Here is a 14,868-nt window from a genome sequence, read left to right on the forward strand (position 1 = left end):
CCGCCAGAGCGAGGTTCGCGCGCAGTCTGCCAGGCGACGGTCTCTCTCACATCGTGGTTAGCCCGGTGGTGTGACGAAGTAAGTTGAACCGGGTACCACCGAGAGGAGCAGGGATGTCGAACTGGCTGGACGTCGCGCACGAGGTTGCGGCGACGCTCAGGTCCGACGCGGCGGACAGGGACCGGGCGAACCAGCCGCCCGCCAAAGAGGTGGAACTGCTCCGGCAGAGCGGACTGCTGAACGTGCGGGACTGGACCCAGCAGCAGCGGATCGGCCGGATCATCGGTGCCGCCGACGCCAACATCGGGCACCTCCTCGGGTACCACTACCTGCAGATCTGGCGCAGCGGGCTGTTCGACGCCCAGTTCAGCGTGCAGCCCGACCAGTTCTGGGCCGGTGTCAGCAACCCGCTCGACGCGGCGCTGGAACTGACGCCCGCCGAGGGTGGTTTCGTCCTGAACGGTCGCAAGACGTTCGCCACCGGAGCCGCCGTCGCCGACCGCCTCGTGGTCAGCGCGACCCGCACGGACAACGGCGAGAAACTGACGTTCCTGCTCGACGGGAAAGCGACCGGAATCACCTACTTGGACGATTGGGACAACATCGGTCAGCGCCTCACGGCGTCCGGTGGGGTGAACTTCGAGAACGTCCAGGTGACGGAGGTGCTCGGCGTCCAGCCGGCTACCGAGGACCCGCGCGTCAGCCTCGCCGCGATCGGCTTCCAGCTCGTGCTCGCCCAGCTCTACGTGGCCATCGCGGAGGGCGCGCTCGCCGAGGCGGCCGACTACACCCGCACCAAGACCCGGCCGTGGTTCGTCAGCGGTGTCGAGGCGGCAACCGAGGACCCGTACATCGTCGCGGCCTACGGCGAGATGGTGTCCCAGACCAGGGCCGCCGGGCTGCTCGCGGACGAAGCGGCCCGTCAACTCTGGGAGGCCTCCGAACTCGGCCGCCAGCTCACGCCCGCCAAGCGCGGCGAGGTCGCGGTGACGATCTCCGAGGCCAAGGTCGTCAGTACCAAGCTCGTCAACGAGGTCACCAGCCGCATCTTCGAGCAGGTCGGCGCGCGCGGCACCGCGGCCAAGTACGGCGTGGACCGCTTCTGGCGCAACGCCCGCACGCTCACGCTGCACGACCCGGTCGTCTACAAGGCCCGCGAGGTCGGCGAGCACTTCCTGACCGGCGCGCGCCCCGCTCACACCGGGTACAGCTGATGCAGCCGGTGCTCGCCGACTCGGTGCGGCTCACCGGCGACGGCGTGCTGATCCTCGACCGCCGGCAGTTCCCGTTCGAACGGAACTGGGTGCTGTGCCGCACGGCCGAGGACGTCGCGCGGGCCATCGTGGACATGGTCACCCAGTCCTCCGGCCCGTACTTCGCGGTGCTGTTCGCCATGGTGCTGAAAGCCCGCACCCTGGAAGCGCTGCCGTTCGAGCAGGCCCGCGCACAGCTGGCGCAGACCGCGCTGATGCTCGAGAACACCAGGCGCACCAACAACGCCCTGCGCAAGGCCACCAAGGTCGTCCTCGACCACGTGGACGCCGCGCGAGACATCACGCACGCACTCGCGGGCGCCGAGGAAGGCGACCGCAGGTACCGGGCGAAGAGCCAGGCGCTGGGCGAGCACACGGCGAACCTGTTGCCCCACAACGCCACCGTCCTGACGCACTGCTGGGCCGACCTGTACCTGACGGAGACGGTCAGGGCGGCCCAGCACCAGCACAAGACGCTGCGCTTCTTCTGCACCGAGACCAGGCCCTACCTGCAGGGGGCCAGGCTCACCGCCGAGACGTTGATCGAGATGGGCGTCGACACCACGCTCATCACGGACGGCATGGGCGCCGCGGTGCTGCAAAGCGGTGAGGTCGACGCGTTGGTGACGGCGGCCGACCGGGTCACCATGGACGGGCACGTCGTGAACAAGGTCGGCACGCTGGGTCTGGCCGTGGCCGCGCACGCGTTCGGAGTACCGTTCCACGCCCAAGTGCAGGCACCCGATCTGCAAGCGCCCACGACGGAGTACGTCGAGATCGAGTACCGCGACGGTGCCGAAGTGCTGCAGGTGCTGGGCAGGCCGAGTGCCACGCCAAGGGTGAAGGGACACTACCCGGCGTTCGACGTGACGCCGCCGCGCTTCGTCACGACGGTGGTGACCGACCGGGGCGTGTACAGCGCCGGGGAGCTCGACAAGTACTACGAGGGAGAACAGCGGTGAGCAAGTGGGTCGTGCTCGACATCGAGGGCACGTTGAGCGCGACGGACCAGGTGCTGGTCGTCCTCTACGACTACGCCCGTCCCAGGCTCGGTCCGTGGATCGAGCAGCACGGTGACGACCCGGTGGTCGCCGAAGCCGTGCGGCAGATCAAGGAGCTCAGCGGCCACGACGACGTTGTCAAAGCGCTGCACGACTGGATGGACGCCGACCAGAAGGTCACGCCCCTAAAGACGTTGCAGGGCCTCATCTGGCAGCAGGGCTACGCGCAGGGCGACCTGGTAGCGGAGTTCTTCCCGGACGTCGTCCCCGCGATGCGCAAGTGGCACGGCGACGGCGTGCGGCTCGCGATCTTCAGCTCCGGCTCGGTCGCGGGCCAGATCGCGTTCTTCCAGCACACCACCGACGGCGACCTGACCCCGTTGCTGGAGCACCACTTCGACACGGTCAACGCCGGCCCGAAGCGCGAAGCCGCGTCGTACCACCAGATCGCCTCAGTGCTGAAGAGCGACGACATCACCTTCTACAGCGACGTTCCGGCCGAGCTGCATGCCGCGCAGGAGGCGGGCTGGAAGACGGTCGGCGTCGCGCGCGCCGGTGAGCCGTACGCCAACGCCGACTTCTCGCCCCACCCGACGGTCTGGGAGCTGTCGTGACGGCCGAGCTCGCCCGCGAGTGCGTCCGTTTCGCGCAGATGGGCTGGATGCGCGGCACTTCAGGGAACCTCTCCGTTGTCCTGCAACGTGATCCGCTCCGGCTCGCGGTCACGGTCAGCGGCGTCGACAAGGGCGAGATCACCGCTGACGACAGCGTGGTCATCGACGTCGACGCCAACGCGGTCGACTCGCCGAAGGTCCCGTCCGCCGAAGCGGCCCTGCACGCCAGGATCGCTCGGGTCGCGGGAGCGGGCGCCGTCGTGCACGTCCACGCGCTCGCCACCGTGGTCGCGGCGGAGCACTGGCCCGACGGCGTGGTGCTGAAGGACCTGGAAATGCTCAAGGGTTTCGGCCGCTACGACCACGAGGAGGTCGTGATTCCGGTCGTCCGCAACTCGCAGGACATGCTCGAACTGGGCGACGCCTTCGAGAAGGGCTTCGACCCGAAGGTGCCGGCTCTGCTCGTCGCGCGGCACGGCGTGTACGTGTGGGGCGACGACCTCGTGCAGGCCCGGCACCGCCTGGAATGCCTGGAGTGGCTGCTGCGCTTCAAACTGGAGACGCGAGACATCTTTACGGGGAGGCACTCATGACGCTGCTGACGGTGTGGCCGGAAACCGGCCCCGAACAGACCGTCCTGCGCACCACCGACGCCGAGGAGATCACCACCGCGCTCAAGGAGCACGGCGTGCGCTTCAGCCGTTGGTCCGTTGTGGACGGTGTGACCGCGGAGAACGCCCTGGAGATCTACGCGCAGGAAGTCGCCCGCGTCAGCGAGACGGAGAGCTACGGCTACGTCGACGCGATGGAGATGACGCCGGCCGACACGGACGAGTACCGCGCGAAGGCCGTCGAGTTCCGCGGCAAGTTCCTCGCCGAGCACACGCACGACGACGACGAAGACCGCTACTTCGCCCGTGGCGCAGGGGTTTTCTACCTGCACATCGGCGACAAGGTGTACGCGGTGTTCTGCGAGGCGGGCGACCTGCTGAGCGTTCCGGCGAACACCACGCACTGGTTCGACATGGGCACGACGCCCGACTACGTGTCGATCCGGTTCTTCCACGACGACGACGGCTGGATCGGGAACTTCACCGGCAGCGACATCGCGACGAGGTTCCCGACCTTCGACGAGCTGAGTTCAGGAATGTGAAAGTTCGCCTACCTGAACATTGTTCCGGAATTTGAACGAAGTATTGATTCCCTCCGCCCTCTGACCTCAGAGTGGTACAGACCACTTATCGAAGGTCGGAGGGATTCACCGTGGAAACCCCTGCACTCCACACACGACGATCCGTGCTCGCCCTCGCGTTGACCGCACCCCTGCTCGTGGCACCGGCGGCTCAGGCCCTCGCTCAGCCGCCGTCCGCGCAGTGGGTCTCGGCGCCGTACACCTACACCGTCCAGAAGCCGTACAACCTGGCGCTGAGTTCCAGGTACAAGTTCTCCGGCGGCGTCCACACGACGTGGGTGTACGACTACGACCAGCCGCACACCCAGGGCAGCCCGACCGATCCGCGCACCGAGCTACGGTTCCACCAGGAGTACTCCAGCGGCTCGCGCGCCTGGGAGGGCGAGATCTACATCCCGGCCGGCGTCAGCGGCCCGACCGTCGTGCAGATCCTGCGCGGCAGCCGCCCCAGCGGCACCCGCGCCACCGACGTGATGCTCAACGTCGCGAACATCAACGGCGGCACCCTGCGCAAGGACAACAACCAGGTAGTCGCCACCGGCATCTACAACAAATGGTTCAAGATCCGCGTCGAACACACCGCGGTGGCGGGCGGCCGCGGCACCGTGAGGACCTACTACAACGGCGCCCTCAAACTCACGCACCAGGACGAGGGTCCGGCGACCCGCTACTTCAAGAACGGCGTCTACCACCACGGCAGCGGCCGCGCGGAGGCCCGTTTCCGCAACATCACCTACTGGCGCCGGTGACGCCCTGATCCGGTCCCGCTTCCGCGCGCCACGGCGGGACGCGCGGAAGCGGGACCGCTGTCAGCGACCCTAGAGTGGCGCCATGGACTCACGGGTGGCGGTTGCATCGCTCGGCGGCACGATCACGATGACGGGCTCCGGCGCGGTGTCACCGACACTCGGCGCGCAGGACCTGGTCGGAGCCCTGGAGGTCGGCGAGATCGCCACCCTGGCGACGATTCCCGGCGCCTCGCTCACCTTCGCGACGTTGCTGGAGACCTTCGACTGGGCCGACGAGCAAGTCTCACGGGGCGCCGCCGGCGTGGTGATCATCCAGGGCACCGACACGCTGGAAGAGACCGCGTACTTCTTCGACTGCCTGTGGCAGCACGAAGAACCGCTCGTCGTCACCGGCGCCATGCGCCACCCAGGCCTGCCCGGCGCGGACGGCCCGGCCAACCTCGCCGCCGCCGTGTCCATCGCGGCAGCCCCGAACTCACGCGGGCGCGGGGCGTTGCTCGTCCTCAACGACGAGATCCACGCCGCCCGCTGGGTCCGCAAGGCGCACAGCAGCCTCACGAACGCCTTCGCCTCGTTCCCCGGCCCGCTCGGACTCCAGATCGAGGGCGCCCCGCAGTACTTCCACCCCGCGCACCGGCTGTCGGCACTACCGCGACCCCTTGACGCACCAGCGGTTCCACTCATCGAGGCCACAGTGGACGACGACGGCGCGATCCTCGACTGGCTCAACGTCCAGGGCGTCGTGGTCGCGGCCACCGGCGCCGGGCACGTGTCGCAGGGGATGGCCGAGGCGATCTCCCGCGCCCGCTTCCCGGTGGTGGTGGCGTCGCGGACCGGCGCGGGCACGACGTTCCGCAACACCTACGGCTTCACCGGGTCCGAGTCGGACCTGATTCAGCGCGGCGCGGTCATGGCGGGCTGGCTGTGCCCGCGCAAGTCCCGCGTGCTCCTCCGCCTCGCGCTGGGCTCGGAGAGCGCGGTCGAGGACGTGTTCACGGTCCGCGGGGGTGTCTTCTGAGTGTTGCACCGCGCCTTGGCGGGCGCGGCGGTCCTTTGGTGGTCGGGCGGCCCGAGGTGGCAGCGGCGGCTGGGTCCGGGGTGTTTGGCGGGTTGGGCGGTGGGGGCCCGAGGTGCGTGGTGGAGAGGGACGGTTGGGCTGTCCGGGGTGCTTGGCGGACAGGGTGGCCGGGTTGCCCGAGGTGCGTGGTGGACAGGGACGGTTGGACTGTCGGGGGTGCTTGGCGAACAGGGTGGTCGGGCTGCCCGAGGTGTGTGGTGGCAGGAGCGGCTGGGTTGGCCGAGATGTGAGGCGGACGGGCGACGGGGCGGCTCGAGGGTTTTGGTGGGTGGGGCATCAGGTACTCCGGTGTGCTTGGTGGCTTGGGCGCTGCGTTGTGGTGTGGAGGGGCTGCGGCTGCGGCTGTCGCAGGGGGTTGGGCTGTTCGAGGTGTTTGGTGGGCGGCGGCGGCCTCAAGGGCGGGGTGGGGGTGGCGGTGGTGCGCCGCGCCCTTGTGGCCGACCGCCCGTGAGTGGGTGGTTGGTGGGCGCGGCGCCTTAGGCGGCGTGGAGTGGGTTGGTTCTTGGTCTTCGGTTTGGGTCTATGAATGCTGGTGGGCGGAAGGTTGGGAGGCCTTCGGCCATCTGGATCTGCCACTCTGAGTGGTGCATTAGGTCGTGGTGCCTGCGGCAGAGGAGGACCAGGTTGGCGGCGTTGGTTTTGCCGCCTTCTGACCAGAAGGTGATGTGGTGGGCTTCGCAGTGTTTTGGTGGGCGGGTGCAGCCTGGGAAGGCGCAGCCCTTGTCTCGGGCCACCAGGACTCGGCGTAGGCCCGCGTTGATTGCCCTGGTCTTGCGGCCTACGTCGTGGATCTGGGAGCGGCTGCCGAGCAGGGCGGGGATGATGCCCGCGTCGCAGGCCATCTTGCGGACCTGGGCCATCGGGAGGTGTTCGCCGTTGTCCAGTAGTGCGGTGCCGAGGTTTTCGCGGAGCTTGTCGTAGTCGACTGTGATCGTCAGCTGGACGCGCTCGCCGCCGTGGATTCTGCTGTTGTCGGCGCGTAGGGCCAGGTCGATGACCTCGCACAGGGCGTCGCCTTCTCGTTCTGGCGCGCAGCGCTGGTCGTGGGGTTCCGGCTTGGCCAGTGGGTCGATCAGCGCGTCCAGCTTTGCGCCGGTCTCGGCGTCTAGGTCTGCGGACAGTAGGTACCGGCCGCTCCTCCATTGGCGCCGCATGAAGTTCTTCTGCGGCGCGGGGGTTGGGGCCTTGGGTTCTGGGCCGTCCTGGTCCAGGCGGTAGGCCAGCTCCTTGCAGAACGCCTTGGCGGAGCGGGGCTCGTGCTGCCGTGCGTACTCGACCACGTGCTCCTCCGCTACGGAGGGCAGCGCGGCCATTGCCTCGGCCAGCACCTCCACGTGGTCTTCGGACAGCTCTCCCTCGGCCATCGCGGCGGCGATGCCGGGCATGGCCGGGGCGATTTGGGAACCTGTCGGCGTCACCGTGGGGCACAAAGCCTGCGCCTGCTTGATCCTGCGGCGTGACACCTTGGGATCCCAGCGCAGCGTGTGCTTGAAGACCTCGACGAGATCCTTGTATCCCAGCGTTTCCGCCGCGCCCTGCTGGTCCAGCGAACCGATGATCTCCAGCACCTGGAACTGAAGCCGTTGCAACGCGCGGACCTTCCGCTTGAGCTCGTCGAGGAGCTCAAGCGGGGAGGAGAGCGCGAGGGGTGGCATGCGATTAGCTTGACATGAACAGGTGTTCGAATGCCATTCCACAATCAGGTGAACGTGCAGGTCAGGGCCTATGGCGCCGTGTGCGGCGCACGGTGCCATAGGGTCTGACGTTTTCACCCGAACGAGCCCGTGGCATGGATCGAATCCAAGCCCTACCGTCGAACGGCATGACCGCGATCATTTCCACCCCGTGCAGCCGAGAACTCGGTGACGAGCTGCGCCGCCTACGGGAGACGAGTACCGAGTTCCACGGCCGCGCGATGGCCGTCCAGCTGGGCTGGGATCCGAGCAAGGTGTCCGACATCGAACTCGGCAAGGTGCGCGCGAGTGACGTCGACATCGTGCAGTACCTCGCGACGTGCGGTAAGAACATCGACTTCATCGACGCGTTTCGCGGTCGCTACTACAACGCCTTCGATCTGTACTTCGCTCAGTTGCCGGACAACCTGCGCACACTCGCGATGATGGAGGCGATGGCTACGAAGATCGTCTCCTACGACATCCTGACGGTGCACGGCCTGTTGCAGACGGAGTTCTACGCGCGGGAACTGTTCGTGGACGGCCAGTTCGAGGCGCCGCAGGACATCGAGAGGTTCGTCCAGGCCCGCATGGAACGGCAGGCGATCATGAGGCGGCCGAACCGCCTGGAGTGCGTTTTCTACTTGCACGAGTTCGCATTGCGGATGCGGCTGGGGGATGCGTCGCTCCGCGAAGATCAGTACCTTCGCCTGCTGTTCAACACCCACATCCTCCGGATCGTGCCTGCCCACGTCACTGCCTTCCGTTCCGCGGTCACGCTGTACGAGTTCGGGAAGGCGGCTCCGGTCGTGTACACCGACACGGACACCGCCGAGGTGTACGCGCAGGACAGCGTTGCCGTCGCACGAACCAAGAGGCTCTTTCAGCGGCTGGATGCCGTCGCCCTGGATGCGGAACAATCGAAGCGAAAGCTGGCGGAGTACGTCAGCGGACTTCGAGAGGATCCTCATGACGGCCGAACGGACCTGGCATAAGAGCAGCTACAGCAGCGGTGCTACAGGAAGCAGCTGTGTGGAGGTGTCGCTGACCCAGGACGCGCTGGTCCGGGACACGAAGAACGCGAGCGGTGCGGTACTCGCGTTCTCCGCCTCGGCCTGGCGCGCCCTGATCAACTCGCTCTGACCACCGACGTGTTCGCGGTCTCGACCGTCACCCGCACGGTCTGAGGGGCGAGCGACTGCAGGTACTGCGCGTGGTCCGAGCCGAGCGTGTCGCTGAACGCGATGAACGCCAGCCGGGGCAGTTCGAACGCGGTGGTGGCGCAGAACTCCTCCAGGCGGTCGAAACCGCGCCGGATGCCGGTGGCGTCGAGGCCGAACACGGCGTGCCGGTCGAGCTTGGCGGCACCGATGTCGAGCAGGTGCAACGCGTGCATGGCGTGCGTGAACGCCATCGCGCACACCTCGATGCGCGAGCACGACAGCAGCAGCGTCCGCACCATCGACGGGTGCAGTGACTTGCCGGACGTGCGCAGGACGACGTCGATGCCGGCGGCGCGGAACAGTTCGACGATCTCGAACAGGCCGGGCACTCCCAGCGGCTCGCCGCCGCCCAGCGTGACGGTCTCGGGGCGCATCGAGATGAGCGCCTGTGCGATGTGCAGCATTCGGTCGTGGCTGAGCCGCGCGTGTGCGACGTCCCAGGTGATGTCCATGCGAATCGGGCCCCCTTCGGCGGATGCGCCGATCCAAGCCAGGGACCAGTCCCGCCGTCAGGTGACCCGTGTCCCGTCTTGGGAGGGACTTCCCAGCCCGGCCTCGCGGGCGCGCACGATCGCCTGCGCGCGATCGGCCACCTGGAGTTTGGTGAAGATCGCGGACACCCGGTTGCGCACGGTCTTGCCCGACAGCGTCAGCCGATGCGCGATCGACGGGTTGTCCAAGCCGGACGCCATCAGCTCCAGCACGTCCCGTTCACGATCCGTGAGCTGCGGGAACAGCACCGCCCTGGACGACGAGATCGCGGTGAAGTAGCCCATCATCCGCTGGGCGATGGTGGCGCTGAAGATCGCGTCGCCGGCTCCTATCGCCTGCACCGCGCGCACGATCTCGTCGTCATCGGTCGTCTTGACCAGGTAACCGCGCGCCCCGGCCTTCATGGCCGCGAACACGAGCTCGTCGTCCTCGTGCATCGTCAGCACGAGGACACCGACGTGCGGCAGGGCCTCCTGGATCTGCTTGGCGGCCTCGACCCCGCCCAGCACGGGCATGTGCAGGTCCATCACGACGACGTCCGGCACGACGTCCAGGACGACCTTCACGGCCTCCTGCCCGTCGGCGGCGTCACCGACGACCTCGAGACCGTCCTCGCCGTCCAGCAACGCCTTCAAGCCGCGCCGGAACACCGGGTGGTCGTCGGCGATCACCACGCGCGTCACTGGGCCTCCAACGGGATCCGCGCCACCACCCGAGTGCCGTGTGGTTCCGCGGGTCCCACTGTGCACGATCCACCCAGCTCCGCGCACCGTTCGCGCATCGAGTCGAGCCCCACGCCCGGCTTGGAATCCGCCGCGACCCCGCGCCCGTCGTCCACGATCTCCACGACCAGGTCGCCGTCGGCCCGCACGGTGATCACGCAGGTCGACGCTCCGGAGTGGCGTGCGGTGTTCGTCAACGCCTCCGCGACGATCCGGTAGGCCGCGACCTCCACGGCGGCGGACAGCCCGTCGATCTGCTCGGCCTCCACCTTGACGCGCAGGTCGCCGCCGAAGCGAGCGGCCTCGTCGCGCACGGCCAGCGCCAGGCCCTGGTCGAGGATCGGCGGCCGCAGCCCGTCCACGAGGCTGCGCACCTCGACGGCGGTCGTGTCGACGTCGGCCAGCACCGGGTCCAGCACGTCGCCCAGCGAGCGGCGCAACGCCTTGAGCTGCAACCGGATCCCGACCAACGCCGGGCCCACGCCGTCGTGCAGGTCGCGCCGCAGCCGCAGCCGTTCCTCCTCGCGGGCGCGCACCAGCCGTTCGCGGGCGAGCTGCAGATCGGCGGTCAGCTTGATCGACTGCGCGGCCGGAGCGGTGGAACGGGCCAGATCGACGAGCAGGCTCAGTTCGCGATCGCTCAGCCGCTCGTCGGGAGCGCGCGGCTCGACCACGAGATCGCCGACCGAGGAACCCCGGTACGTCATGGGAAAGCGCAGCTGCGGCCATCCGCGGCTGCGTCCGTGCTCGGCCAGCACCGAGCCACCGCGAATCGCCACGTACGGCAGCTTCAACGACTCGGCGACCGTCTGGGCCACCGTCGCGAGCACGTCCTGGGACTGTTCGAGCTTCTCGCTCAACGTGGACAACGTCGCGTATGGATCAGAGCGGTCGCCGTACAGCCACCGGTCGAGCTTGCGCTGCACCCAGCTGCGGATCGGCGCGAACACCAGTCCCGCGGCCACGACCCCGATCACCTCGGCGTCCTCCGCGAACAGCTGGCCGGCCCCGACCATCACCCCGAGGTAGACCAGCAGCAATACCACGGTCAGCGATCCGTAGAGCAACGACCGGTGGATCAGCAGGCTGATGTCGTACAGGCCGTACCGCAGGATCGCGATGACCGCGGCGGCCGGAAACGCCAGCACACCGACGATCCACGCGATGTGCCCGTCCGTCGTCTCCACCACGGTCGCCACACCGGCCAGCGTCAGCAGGGCGAAGGCCCACACGAGCAGCCGGCGTTCGTCCCCTTCCGCCCTCCGCCATCGCAGAGCCAGCGAGACCACGGCCGCGAGCACGGAGACCCCGGCCGCGAGCACGGCGATCAGCGTGATCGTCTTCGCGACCCCGCCGCCACTGCTCTGCCAGAACGAGGCGGGATCACCCCACGACGCCCAGGCGATCCCGAGGGTGCCGGCGACAGCACTGAACAGCGACGCCCCGATGGCGATCCACCAGCGGTTGCTCAGCGGCTTGCCGTTGGGGAAGACCAGCGCCACAGCGGGCAACAGCGCGTACGTGGGCCACCAGACCCACGCCTCGACCCATCGGGCGGGGTGGTCGGCGGGGTGGCCCGCGACCGCGATGGCGACGGCGCCGAACACGCCCATCACCAGCAGCAACCACCCGACGGACGACCTGCGGACGTGGCCGATCACCCGCACCCCGAGCAGGGTGCAGGCGAACGCGACCAGCCAGTTCCGCGGATGTGAGACGGCGCCGGTGACCGCTGTGTGCACGACGGCGAAGAGCACACAGGCGGCCACCAACGCGCCGACGACACGGGCGAGGGTGACCTCGCGCCGTGTCAGTCGCTGAGCCAGTGCCACAGGTTGTGGAACGGAGAACCGGAGTCCAGCGTGGAGAGACCTCCTGGCCAGCCCTGGAAGGTCATGAGCCGGTGGCGCAGCTCCTCCACGGTCCTGGGTTCGGCGGGCTTGTGGGGGTGATCGAAATCGACGTCCTCAGGTGGCGCGTTCATCGCGCGCACCTGGAGCTCCGCGTACCAGGCGAGGAGCTCTTCGTCGGACATGTGCGAAAAGTACGGCGGAGTTACTTTCTGCCCGGACTTCGACATGCCTGGAAGGAGTCATGGGCACCCGTCTGGATACACCAGTGTCCACAACTTTTCCGGCTGGTTCACGGCAGGACCTGGATCTTGCGGCCGACACCGGCCTTGAACTGGTCCAACGCCCCGGCGTAACCGTCCAGCGGCACCCTGTCACTGATGAAGATCTCGGGGTCGAGCACTCCGGTCGCGAACAGGTCCGCCGCCCGTTCGAACGAGTGCAGCACCGCCATCGAGCCGGTGATGGTGATCTCCTGGTTGTAGATCTTGTACGGCTCGATGGTCACGCGGGCCGAGTAATCGGAGACTCCGAACTGGAGGAACGTGCCTCCCTTCGCGACCCGGCCGAGTCCGTCCTGGATGGCCTTCTCGTTGCCGGTGGCGTCGATGACGACGTCCCAGCCCTGCGGCCGGTCCAGCTCGTCCGCGGAGGCCGCCACGCCCGTGACGCCGAGCTGGACGGCGGTCTTCAGGCGCTCCTCGTTGAGGTCCACGACCTCGATGGACGACGCGCCGGTCAGCTTGCCGAGCTGCAGCATCATCAGGCCCATCGTGCCCGAGCCGTAGATCAGCACCCGGGACGCCAGCTGCGACCGCAGCACGTCGTAGCCGCGCACCGCGCACGACAGCGGCTCGATCAGCGCCGCGTCCTCGGTCCGCACGTGGTCCGGCAGCTTCACGCAGTTCGCCACGGGAGCCACCGCGAACTCCGCCGCGCCACCGGCCGTCGTGACGCCGATGGCCGCCCAGCGTTCGCAGAGATTGTTCTTGCCGGAGCGGCACATCCGGCACTCGTAGCAGTAGAGCGACGGGTCGACAGCGACTCGGTCACCTACGGAAAGCTCGCTCACCTGCGAGCCGATCTCGACGATCGTGCCGGCGAACTCGTGGCCCGGCACGACCGGCAGGGTGGGAGCGAACTCGCCCTGCAGGATGTGCAGGTCCGTACCGCACAGCCCGCAGGCAGCCACGTCGACGACCACTTCGCGGGGACCGCACTTCGGATCGTCCACAGTGGTCACTTCGACGGACCCGACGCCGGTGATCACTGCTGCTTTCACTTGACTGCTCCCAACGAAAGGCCCTGGACGAGCTTGTCCTGGGCGGCGAACCCGGCGATGAGCACCGGCAGCGAGACCACGACCGCGGCCGCGCACACCTTCGCCAGGAACAGGCCCTGGGAGGTGACGAACCCGGTCAGGTACACGGGCGCGGTACCGGCGACGACACCGGTCAGCACCCGTGCGAAGAGCAGCTCGTTCCAGCTGAAGATGAAGCAGATCAACGCCGTCGCCGCGATGCCGGGCATCGCGATCGGTGCCACCACCCGGCGCAGCGTCGTGACCAGCCCGGCGCCGTCGATCGAGGCCGCCTCCAGGATCTCCTTGGGGACCTCGGCGAGGAACGAGCGCATGAGCCACACCGCGATCGGCAGGTTCATCGAGCAGTACAGCAGCGTGAGGAACGAGATGTTGTCGAGCATCCCGGAGAACTGCGCGATCAGGTAGATCGGCAGCAGTGCCGCGACGACCGGCATCATCTTGGTGGACAGGAAGAAGAACAGGACGTCCGTCCACTTCTCCACCGGCTTGATCGACAACGCGTACGCGGCCGGGATCGCCAGCAGCAGCACGATGATCGTCGATCCGATCGAGGCGCTGAACGAGTTGATCAGCGGCGGCCACGCGCCGGCGTCGAAGAACTCGGCGTAGCCGTCCAGCGTCAGCGGTGCCATGAGGGACGGCGGGTTCGTGGCCGCGTCCGACTCACTGTGCAGCGAGGTCAGGAACATCCAGGCCACCGGTGCGAAGAACACAAGGCCGGAGAACCAGGCGAGCACACCCCAGCCGTGTCCAATCCACTTGGGATTCATCGCTTCTCCTCCTTGAACAGCGAGGACACCGTGCGCAGCGCGAACGTCGCGATGATGATCGACCCCGCCACCACGATCACGCCGGCTGCGGAGGCCTCGCCGTACTCGTGGGCCTGGTAGAAGGTCTGGTAGATCATGTACGGCAGGTTCGCCGTGCCCAGGCCACCGGACGTGATCGTGAAGACCGCGTCGAAGTTCTGCACGATGTAGATCGACCCGAGCAGCCCGCCGAGCTCCAGGTACTGGCGCAGGTGCGGGAAAGTCAGGTAGCGGAAGATCTGGAACCCCGACGCGCCGTCGATCGTGGCGGCCTCGACGGGTTCCATCGGCTTGGACTGCAGGCCCGCCAGCAGGATCAGCATCATGAACGGCGTCCACTGCCACACCAGCGACAGCACGACGGCGCTCATCGGCATGGTGCTGATCCAGTCCGGCTGGGCGTCGAAGCCCAGCCAGTTCAGGATTCCGTTGAACAGGCCGTACTCCGGGTTGTAGAGCACGTGCTTCCAGATCAGCGCCGCCGCCACCGGGACCACGAGGAACGGCGCGATGAGCATGGTGCGCACGAACCCGCGGCCACGGAACTTCTTGTCCAGCAACAATGCGAGGCCCAGGCCGAGGACCAGGCTGATCAGCACCACCGACGCGGTCAGCACGATCGTGTTGACGACCGACGAGCGCAGGTCGGGGTCGGTGAAGACGTTGACGTAGTTGTCGAACCCGGCGAACCCGCGGTTGGCCGGGTCGAGCGAGTTCCACTTCATGAACGAGATGACCAGCGTCGCCACGAACGGCAGCTGCGTCACGATGATCAGGAAGATGAGCGCGGGCAGCAGGGGCGCCCGCCGCGTCCACTTCGAGTAGCCCCTGCGGGGGACGGGAGGCGGCCGGTCCACCGCCGGCCGCTCCCTCGTCATGACAGCCATG

General features: G+C 67.9%; 17 protein-coding genes. 9 read left to right on the forward strand and 8 right to left on the reverse strand.

The features are described 5' to 3' along the window. The first annotated feature begins 113 nt into the window (after positions 1-113). From BLR21_RS22720 to BLR21_RS22750, 7 genes are all read left to right on the forward strand, one after another. Positions 114-1,214: an acyl-CoA dehydrogenase family protein gene (locus BLR21_RS22720; protein ID WP_090008019.1), complete on the forward strand. Its 1,101-nt coding sequence runs from the start codon at positions 114-116 to the stop codon at positions 1,212-1,214. Next, complete coding sequence (locus tag BLR21_RS22725; RefSeq protein ID WP_176929746.1) at positions 1,214-2,215, forward strand: s-methyl-5-thioribose-1-phosphate isomerase; 1,002 nt, start codon at positions 1,214-1,216, stop codon at positions 2,213-2,215. Before BLR21_RS22720 ends, BLR21_RS22725 begins: the two co-directional genes overlap by 1 nt. After that, on the forward strand, positions 2,212-2,868 hold the full coding sequence (gene mtnC / locus BLR21_RS22730) for an acireductone synthase (RefSeq protein ID WP_090008021.1): 657 nt from the start codon (positions 2,212-2,214) through the stop codon (positions 2,866-2,868). The genes BLR21_RS22725 and mtnC overlap by 4 nt, the downstream gene beginning before the upstream one ends. Beyond that, positions 2,865-3,461, forward strand: coding sequence for a methylthioribulose 1-phosphate dehydratase (gene mtnB, locus BLR21_RS22735; protein ID WP_256334867.1), 597 nt, complete (start codon positions 2,865-2,867; stop codon positions 3,459-3,461). The genes mtnC and mtnB overlap by 4 nt, the downstream gene beginning before the upstream one ends. Next, positions 3,458-4,021, forward strand: a complete 564-nt coding sequence (locus BLR21_RS22740) for a 1,2-dihydroxy-3-keto-5-methylthiopentene dioxygenase (RefSeq protein WP_090008025.1) — start codon at positions 3,458-3,460, stop codon at positions 4,019-4,021. Before mtnB ends, BLR21_RS22740 begins: the two co-directional genes overlap by 4 nt. 110 nt (positions 4,022-4,131) lie before the next feature. Then, positions 4,132-4,809 (forward strand): polysaccharide lyase family 7 protein, encoded by a 678-nt coding sequence (locus BLR21_RS22745; protein WP_143027836.1) that lies wholly within the window; start codon positions 4,132-4,134, stop codon positions 4,807-4,809. An 82-nt stretch (positions 4,810-4,891) separates the two neighbouring features. Then, positions 4,892-5,827, forward strand: coding sequence for an asparaginase (locus BLR21_RS22750; RefSeq protein ID WP_090008029.1), 936 nt, complete (start codon positions 4,892-4,894; stop codon positions 5,825-5,827). Between the two features lie 536 nt (positions 5,828-6,363). Here BLR21_RS22750 and BLR21_RS22755 read toward each other — a convergent pair. Further along, a complete protein-coding gene (locus tag BLR21_RS22755) occupies positions 6,364-7,542 on the reverse strand; it encodes an HNH endonuclease signature motif containing protein (RefSeq protein ID WP_176929747.1) in 1,179 nt (392 codons plus the stop codon). 167 nt (positions 7,543-7,709) lie between these two features. Here BLR21_RS22755 and BLR21_RS22760 point away from each other — a divergent pair, with 167 nt between their 5' ends. Next, a complete protein-coding gene (locus BLR21_RS22760) occupies positions 7,710-8,555 on the forward strand; it encodes a helix-turn-helix domain-containing protein (RefSeq protein ID WP_090008033.1) in 846 nt (281 codons plus the stop codon). A 37-nt stretch (positions 8,556-8,592) separates the two neighbouring features. Beyond that, on the forward strand, positions 8,593-8,703 hold the full coding sequence (locus tag BLR21_RS44550; RefSeq protein ID WP_338061064.1) for a DUF397 domain-containing protein: 111 nt from the start codon (positions 8,593-8,595) through the stop codon (positions 8,701-8,703). Here the strand turns inward: BLR21_RS44550 and BLR21_RS22770 are convergent. The 7 genes from BLR21_RS22770 to BLR21_RS22800 form a co-directional block, all read right to left on the reverse strand. Then, positions 8,690-9,235, reverse strand: coding sequence for a radical SAM family protein (locus tag BLR21_RS22770; RefSeq protein ID WP_030479274.1), 546 nt, complete (start codon positions 9,233-9,235; stop codon positions 8,690-8,692). The genes BLR21_RS44550 and BLR21_RS22770 overlap by 14 nt on opposite strands. Before the next feature lie 57 nt (positions 9,236-9,292). Next, positions 9,293-9,958 (reverse strand): response regulator transcription factor, encoded by a 666-nt coding sequence (locus BLR21_RS43925; protein ID WP_090008037.1) that lies wholly within the window; start codon positions 9,956-9,958, stop codon positions 9,293-9,295. Next, positions 9,955-11,829: a sensor histidine kinase gene (locus BLR21_RS43930; protein ID WP_090008039.1), complete on the reverse strand. Its 1,875-nt coding sequence runs from the start codon at positions 11,827-11,829 to the stop codon at positions 9,955-9,957. Before BLR21_RS43930 ends, BLR21_RS43925 begins: the two co-directional genes overlap by 4 nt. After that, positions 11,808-12,032, reverse strand: coding sequence for a hypothetical protein (locus tag BLR21_RS22785; protein ID WP_090008041.1), 225 nt, complete (start codon positions 12,030-12,032; stop codon positions 11,808-11,810). Before BLR21_RS22785 ends, BLR21_RS43930 begins: the two co-directional genes overlap by 22 nt. A 107-nt stretch (positions 12,033-12,139) precedes the next feature. Beyond that, positions 12,140-13,129, reverse strand: a complete 990-nt coding sequence (locus BLR21_RS22790) for a zinc-dependent alcohol dehydrogenase family protein (RefSeq protein ID WP_090008043.1) — start codon at positions 13,127-13,129, stop codon at positions 12,140-12,142. Continuing rightward, complete coding sequence (locus BLR21_RS22795; RefSeq protein WP_090008045.1) at positions 13,126-13,941, reverse strand: carbohydrate ABC transporter permease; 816 nt, start codon at positions 13,939-13,941, stop codon at positions 13,126-13,128. Before BLR21_RS22795 ends, BLR21_RS22790 begins: the two co-directional genes overlap by 4 nt. After that, on the reverse strand, positions 13,938-14,858 hold the full coding sequence (locus BLR21_RS22800; protein ID WP_218130937.1) for a carbohydrate ABC transporter permease: 921 nt from the start codon (positions 14,856-14,858) through the stop codon (positions 13,938-13,940). Before BLR21_RS22800 ends, BLR21_RS22795 begins: the two co-directional genes overlap by 4 nt. Between the last annotated feature and the right edge of the window lie 10 nt (positions 14,859-14,868).

The sequence above is a fragment of the Lentzea albidocapillata subsp. violacea genome (assembly GCF_900100275.1).
GTDB classification, from domain to species: domain Bacteria; phylum Actinomycetota; class Actinomycetes; order Mycobacteriales; family Pseudonocardiaceae; genus Lentzea; species Lentzea violacea.

Excerpts from the sequence above, each read along its gene's own strand:
- BLR21_RS22720 (WP_090008019.1), top strand. The coding sequence starts at position 114 with ATGTCGAACTGGCTGGACGTCGCGCACGAGGTTGCGGCGACGCTCAGG.
- BLR21_RS22725 (WP_176929746.1), top strand. The coding sequence starts at position 1,214 with ATGCAGCCGGTGCTCGCCGACTCGGTGCGGCTCACCGGCGACGGCGTG.
- BLR21_RS22740 (WP_090008025.1), top strand. The coding sequence starts at position 3,458 with ATGACGCTGCTGACGGTGTGGCCGGAAACCGGCCCCGAACAGACCGTC.
- BLR21_RS22750 (WP_090008029.1), top strand. The coding sequence starts at position 4,892 with ATGGACTCACGGGTGGCGGTTGCATCGCTCGGCGGCACGATCACGATG.
- BLR21_RS22755 (WP_176929747.1), bottom strand. The coding sequence starts at position 7,542 with ATGCCACCCCTCGCGCTCTCCTCCCCGCTTGAGCTCCTCGACGAGCTC.
- BLR21_RS22760 (WP_090008033.1), top strand. The coding sequence starts at position 7,710 with ATGACCGCGATCATTTCCACCCCGTGCAGCCGAGAACTCGGTGACGAG.
- BLR21_RS22770 (WP_030479274.1), bottom strand. The coding sequence starts at position 9,235 with ATGGACATCACCTGGGACGTCGCACACGCGCGGCTCAGCCACGACCGA.
- BLR21_RS22785 (WP_090008041.1), bottom strand. The coding sequence starts at position 12,032 with ATGTCCGACGAAGAGCTCCTCGCCTGGTACGCGGAGCTCCAGGTGCGC.
- BLR21_RS22795 (WP_090008045.1), bottom strand. The coding sequence starts at position 13,941 with ATGAATCCCAAGTGGATTGGACACGGCTGGGGTGTGCTCGCCTGGTTC.
- BLR21_RS22800 (WP_218130937.1), bottom strand. The coding sequence starts at position 14,858 with ATGACGAGGGAGCGGCCGGCGGTGGACCGGCCGCCTCCCGTCCCCCGC.